A 5,851-nucleotide genomic window follows, 5' to 3' on the forward strand; every position below is an offset into this window, starting at 1 on the left:
GTTATCTGCTTCTCCGGCGACGGCAGCCTGATGATGAATATTCAGGAGATGGCCACCGCCGCCGAAAATCAGCTGGATGTAAAAATTATCCTGCTGAACAACGAAGCGCTGGGGCTGGTGCATCAGCAGCAGAGCCTGTTCTATCAGCAGGGCGTTTTTGCCGCCACCTATCCGGGGATGATTAACTTTATGCAGATTGCCGCCGGTTTTGGCCTGCAAACCTGTGATTTAAATAATGAAGTCGATCCGCAGGCGGCGCTGCAGGCGATCATCGACCGTCCGGGGCCGGCGCTGATCCACGTGCGCATCGACGCACAGCAGAAAGTGTATCCGATGGTACCGCCGGGTGCGGCCAATACTGAAATGGTGGGGGAATAAGCCATGCAAAAACAATGTGATAACGTCATTCTGGAACTCACCGTCCGCAACCATCCCGGCGTCATGACCCACGTGTGCGGGCTTTTTGCCCGTCGCGCGTTTAACGTCGAAGGCATTCTCTGTCTGCCAATTCAGGGCAGCGAACACAGCCGCATCTGGCTGCTGGTAAATGATGACCAGCGACTGGGGCAGATGATTAGCCAGATTGAAAAGCTGGAAGATGTCACCAAAGTGGCGCGTAACCAGTCCGATCCCACCATGTTTAACAAAATTGCGGTGTTCTTCGAATAGCGCTCAAGGCTTGAACAGCCACGCGCTTATCGCTAAGGTAAGCGCCTTTACCGGATGACGCTGCGCTTATCCGGCCTACAAGCAGTGAATCCGTAGGCCGGATAAGGCGTTTACGCCGCCATCCGGCGTTTTCAGGCACCAGGACACACCATGACCACCATCGCCCTTATTGACGATCATTTGATTGTCCGCTCCGGCTTTGCTCAGCTGCTGGGGCTGGAAGCTGATTTTCAGGTTGTCGCCGAATTTGGTAGCGGCCGCGAGGCGCTGACGGGGCTACCGGGGCGCGGCGTGCAGGTCTGTATCTGCGATATCTCAATGCCGGATATTTCCGGGCTGGAGCTGCTCAGCCAGCTGCCGAAGGGGATGGCGACCATCATGCTGTCGGTACACGATAGCCCGGCGCTGATCGAGCAGGCGTTGAACGCCGGCGCGCGCGGCTTCCTGTCGAAACGCTGCAGCCCCGATGAACTTATCGCCGCGGTACGCACGGTGGCGGCGGGCGGTTGCTATCTCACGCCGGATATCGCCATGAAGCTGGCCGCCGGGCGCCAGGATCCGCTCACCAAACGCGAGCGTCAGGTGGCGGAAAAGCTGGCGCAGGGCATGGCGGTGAAAGAGATTGCCGCCGAGCTCGGTCTGTCGCCGAAAACCGTCCACGTACACCGCGCCAACCTGCTGGAAAAGCTGGGCGTCAGCAACGACGTTGAGCTGGCGCGCCGCATGTTCGATAGCTGGCAATGAAGGCCGTCGTCTCACGATTGCTGTCGGTCATCGGCTGCGCCTTTATCTTCGCGGCCGCCTGGTTCTGCCTGTGGAGCATCAGTCTGCATTTGGTGGAACGCGCGGATTTAGCGGTGCTGCTGTTTCCCTTTGGCCTGCGGCTGGGGTTAATGCTGCAATGCCCCCGCGGCTACTGGCCAGTGCTGCTGGGAACCGAGTGGCTGCTTATCTTATGGCTGGCGCAGGAGGTGGCGCTGGCGCACCCGATAATTTTGATGACCGGAAGCCTGCTGACTCTGCTGCCGGTGGCGTTGATCTCGCGCTACCGGCAGCAGCGCGACTGGCTGACGCTGCTGCGTCAGGGCGGGGCGTTAATGGCCGCCGCGCTGCTGCAATCGCTGCCGTGGCTGGCGGAGGGGGACGAGGGGCTTAACGCCCTGCTGTTGACGCTGACCGGCGGCCTGACGCTGGCGCCGACCTGCCTGGTTTTCTGGCACTATCTTACCAGCACCGTCTGGCGGCCGCTGGGGCCGGCGCTGGTGGCGCAGCCGGTTAACTGGCGCGGGCGGCATCTGATCTGGTATCTGCTGTTATTCACCATTAGCCTGTGGCTGCAGCTTGGCCTGCCCGCCGAGCTCTCCCGCTTTACCCCGTTTTGTCTGGCGCTGCCGATTATCGCCCTCGCCTGGCACTACGGCTGGCAGGGAGCGCTGATCGCCACCCTGATGAACGCTATCGCCTTGATTGCCAGCCAGACCTGGCACGATCACCCGGTCGATTTATTGCTTTCCCTGCTGGCACAGAGCCTCACCGGGCTGCTGTTGGGGGCGGGGATCCAGCGGTTACGCGAGCTGAACCAGTCATTACAAAGCGAGCTGGCGCGTAATCGTCGGCTGGCGGAACGCCTGCTGGAGACCGAAGAGAGCGTGCGGCGAGACGTCGCCCGCGAGCTCCATGATGATATCGGCCAGACCATCACCGCGATCCGCACCCAGGCCGGGATAGTACAGCGGCTGGCGCCGGACAATGCCAGCGTGCGCCAGAGCGGTCAGCTGATAGAACAGCTGTCGCTGGGAGTTTACGACTCGGTGCGTAGACTGCTAGGCCGTCTGCGTCCGCGTCAGCTCGACGACCTGCCGCTGGAGCAGGCGGTACGTTCGTTGATGCGCGAGATGGAGCTGGAGGACCGCGGCATTGTCAGCCATCTCGACTGGCGGATTAACGAGGCGGGACTGAGCGAGAACCAGCGCGTGACGCTGTTTCGCGTTTGCCAGGAGGGGCTGAATAATATCGTCAAGCACGCCAGCGCCAGCGCTGTCACTCTGCAGGGCTGGCAGCAGGATGAGCGACTAATGCTGGTGCTGGAAGATGACGGTTGCGGCCTGCCGCCGGGGTCGAATCTGCAGGGGTTCGGCCTGACCGGCATGCGCGAGCGCGTGACCGCCCTGGGCGGCACACTGACGATCTCCTGCACCCATGGTACCCGGGTGTGCGTCAATCTACCGCTGCGTTACGCCTGAGAGGATCGCCGATGTTCGCCTTTTTAAAAGCCCCGCCGGACGCTGCGCCGATTAGCGATAAACGCGAGCTTGATGCGCGTTATCGCTACTGGCGTCGCCATATCCTGTTGACCATCTGGCTGGGCTACGCGCTGTTCTATTTCACCCGCAAAAGCTTTAACGCCGCGGTCCCGGAAATTCTCGCCAGCAACGTCCTGACCCGCAGCGATATTGGCCTGCTGGCCACGCTGTTCTATATCACCTACGGGCTGTCGAAATTTTTCTCCGGTATCGTCAGCGACCGCTCCGACGCCCGCTATTTTATGGGGCTGGGGCTTATCGCCACCGGGGTGGTGAATATTCTGTTCGGTTTTTCTTCCTCACTATGGGCTTTCGCGCTGCTGTGGGCACTGAATGCCTTCTTCCAGGGCTGGGGCTCGCCGGTCTGCGCCCGACTGCTGACGGCCTGGTATTCGCGGACCGAGCGCGGCGGCTGGTGGGCGCTATGGAATACGGCGCATAACGTCGGCGGCGCGCTGATCCCGATGGTGGTGGGAGCGGCGGCGCTGCACTACGGCTGGCGTGCCGGGATGACCATCGCCGGCTGTCTGGCGATCCTCGCCGGACTGTATCTGTGCTGGCGGCTGCGCGATCGCCCGCAGGCGGTGGGGTTACCCGCCGTGGGCGACTGGCGTCACGATGCGCTGGAAATCGCCCAGCAGCAGGAAGGCGCTGGGATGTCTCGTAAAGCGATCCTGACCCGCTACGTGCTGGCCAATCCCTACATCTGGCTACTGTCGCTGTGCTATGTGCTGGTGTACGTGGTGCGGGCGGCGATTAACGACTGGGGCAATCTGTATATGTCGGAGACGCTAGGCGTCGATCTGGTGACCGCTAACTCGGCGGTGACCATGTTTGAGCTGGGCGGTTTTATCGGCGCGCTGGTGGCGGGGTGGGGCTCGGATAAGCTGTTTAACGGCAACCGTGGGCCGATGAACCTGATTTTCGCCGCCGGAATTTTGCTGTCGGTTGGCGGCCTGTGGCTGATGCCGTTCGCCAGCTATGTCATGCAGGCGGCCTGCTTCTTCACTACCGGTTTCTTCGTTTTCGGCCCGCAGATGCTGATCGGCATGGCGGCGGCGGAATGTTCGCATAAAGAAGCCGCCGGGGCGGCAACCGGGTTTGTCGGCCTGTTCGCTTATCTTGGCGCCTCGCTTTCCGGCTGGCCGCTGGCGCAGGTGATGGATATCTGGCACTGGACCGGATTCTTCGTGGTGATTGCGATTGCCGCCGGCATTTCCGCGCTGCTGCTGCTGCCGTTTTTAAACGCGCAGGCGCCGCGTACCGCCAGCGAAGCGTGATGTAGCTCACCCTTTCGCCGCGAACGGGGCAAAACTAAGAAATTTTCCCGGTTTTACCTGGACGCCGTCTCAGGCCAGACGGCGCGCTGGTTTTTACAATGCCTGGTTATTACGCAGGCATAAAAAATCAGCTCAGGAGATACCCATGCTGGCCTTTCTGAATCAGGTGCGCAAGCCGACCCTGGATCTGCCGCTCGATGTGCGGCGCAAAATGTGGTTCAAACCTTTCATGCAGTCCTATCTGGTGGTTTTCATCGGCTACCTGACCATGTACCTGATCCGCAAGAACTTTAACATCGCGCAGAACGACATGATCTCCACCTACGGGCTGAGCATGACGCAGCTGGGGATGATTGGCCTGGGCTTCTCCATCACCTACGGCGTGGGCAAGACGCTGGTCTCTTATTATGCCGACGGTAAAAACACCAAGCAGTTCCTGCCGTTTATGCTGATCCTCTCCGCCATCTGTATGCTGGGCTTTAGCGCCAGCATGGGGGCGGGTTCTACCAGCCTGTTCCTGATGATCGCCTTCTATGCGCTGAGCGGTTTCTTCCAGAGCACCGGCGGCTCGTGCAGCTATTCCACCATCACCAAGTGGACGCCCAGACGCAAACGCGGCACTTTCCTCGGCTTCTGGAATATCTCCCACAACCTCGGCGGCGCGGGCGCGGCGGGCGTGGCGCTGTTTGGCGCCAACTATCTGTTCGACGGCCATGTGATCGGCATGTTTATCTTCCCGTCGATTATTGCGCTGATCGTTGGCTTTATCGGTCTGCGCTACGGTAGCGACTCTCCGGAATCCTACGGCCTCGGCACGGCGGAAGAGCTGTTTGGCGAAGCGATCAGCGAAGAGGACAAAGAGACCGAAGAAAATGCGATGACCAAGTGGCAGATCTTTGTCGAGTACGTGCTGAAAAACAAAGTGATCTGGCTGCTGTGCTTCTCCAACATCTTCCTCTACGTGGTGCGTATCGGTATCGATCAGTGGTCCACCGTGTACGCCTTCCAGGAGCTGAAGCTGTCGAAAGAGGTGGCGATTCAGGGCTTTACCCTGTTTGAGGTCGGCGCGCTGGTCGGCACGCTGCTGTGGGGCTGGCTGTCGGATCTGGCCAACGGCCGCCGCGCGCTGGTGGCCTGCATCGCGCTGGCGCTGATTATCGCCACCCTCGGGGTTTACCAACACGCCAGCAACCAGTACGTCTATCTGGCCTCGTTGTTTGCGCTGGGCTTCCTGGTGTTTGGTCCGCAGCTGTTGATCGGCGTCGCCGCCGTCGGTTTCGTACCGAAAAAAGCGATCGGCGCCGCCGATGGAATCAAGGGCACCTTCGCCTATCTGATCGGCGATAGCTTCGCCAAACTGGGTCTCGGGATGATCGCCGACGGCACCCCGGTCTTCGGCCTGACCGGCTGGGCCGGCACCTTTGCGGCGCTGGACGCCGCCGCCGTCGGCTGTATCTGCCTGATGGCCATCGTGGCTATCTTTGAAGAGCGTAAAATTCGCCGCGAGAAAAAGAACCGTATTTTGCAGACCGCCTGATTCACCAGGTATTTGGTAACCTTGCCCGGCCTTCGCGCCGGGCCGCAGGCCAGCCACAGCAG

The 5,851-nt window shown here is 60.7% G+C and carries 6 protein-coding genes; all 6 read left to right on the forward strand.

Features of this window, described 5'->3' with window-relative positions; translation table 11 throughout:
• A partial coding sequence (locus HMPREF9538_RS14215) for a thiamine pyrophosphate-dependent enzyme (RefSeq protein ID WP_009485054.1) occupies window positions 1-378 on the forward strand: 378 nt, incomplete at its 5' end.
• 3 nt (window positions 379-381) lie between these two features.
• Window positions 382-669 (forward strand): acetolactate synthase small subunit, encoded by a 288-nt coding sequence (ilvN, locus tag HMPREF9538_RS14210; protein ID WP_002923283.1) that lies wholly within the window; start codon window positions 382-384, stop codon window positions 667-669.
• Between the two features lie 150 nt (window positions 670-819).
• A complete protein-coding gene (gene uhpA, locus HMPREF9538_RS14205; protein ID WP_002923282.1) occupies window positions 820-1,413 on the forward strand; it encodes a transcriptional regulator UhpA in 594 nt (197 codons plus the stop codon).
• Between the two features lie 17 nt (window positions 1,414-1,430).
• Window positions 1,431-2,912: a signal transduction histidine-protein kinase/phosphatase UhpB gene (gene uhpB / locus HMPREF9538_RS14200; RefSeq protein ID WP_004151519.1), complete on the forward strand. Its 1,482-nt coding sequence runs from the start codon at window positions 1,431-1,433 to the stop codon at window positions 2,910-2,912.
• Window positions 2,913-2,923: 11 nt separating this feature from the next.
• The gene (locus HMPREF9538_RS14195; RefSeq protein ID WP_004145056.1) at window positions 2,924-4,252 is read left to right on the forward strand and encodes an MFS transporter; all 1,329 of its coding nucleotides are present in this window, start codon (window positions 2,924-2,926) and stop codon (window positions 4,250-4,252) included.
• 145 nt (window positions 4,253-4,397) lie between these two features.
• Entirely contained in the window at window positions 4,398-5,789 is a 1,392-nt protein-coding gene (gene uhpT, locus HMPREF9538_RS14190; protein WP_002923280.1) for a hexose-6-phosphate:phosphate antiporter, read from the forward strand.
• The last annotated feature ends 62 nt before the right edge of the window (window positions 5,790-5,851 follow it).

This window comes from Klebsiella sp. MS 92-3 (assembly GCF_000195655.1).
Classification (GTDB): Bacteria; Pseudomonadota; Gammaproteobacteria; order Enterobacterales; family Enterobacteriaceae; genus Klebsiella; species Klebsiella pneumoniae.

Excerpts from the sequence above, each read along its gene's own strand:
- ilvN (WP_002923283.1), top strand. The coding sequence starts at position 382 with ATGCAAAAACAATGTGATAACGTCATTCTGGAACTCACCGTCCGCAAC.
- HMPREF9538_RS14195 (WP_004145056.1), top strand. The coding sequence starts at position 2,924 with ATGTTCGCCTTTTTAAAAGCCCCGCCGGACGCTGCGCCGATTAGCGAT.
- uhpT (WP_002923280.1), top strand. The coding sequence starts at position 4,398 with ATGCTGGCCTTTCTGAATCAGGTGCGCAAGCCGACCCTGGATCTGCCG.
- uhpA (WP_002923282.1), top strand. The coding sequence starts at position 820 with ATGACCACCATCGCCCTTATTGACGATCATTTGATTGTCCGCTCCGGC.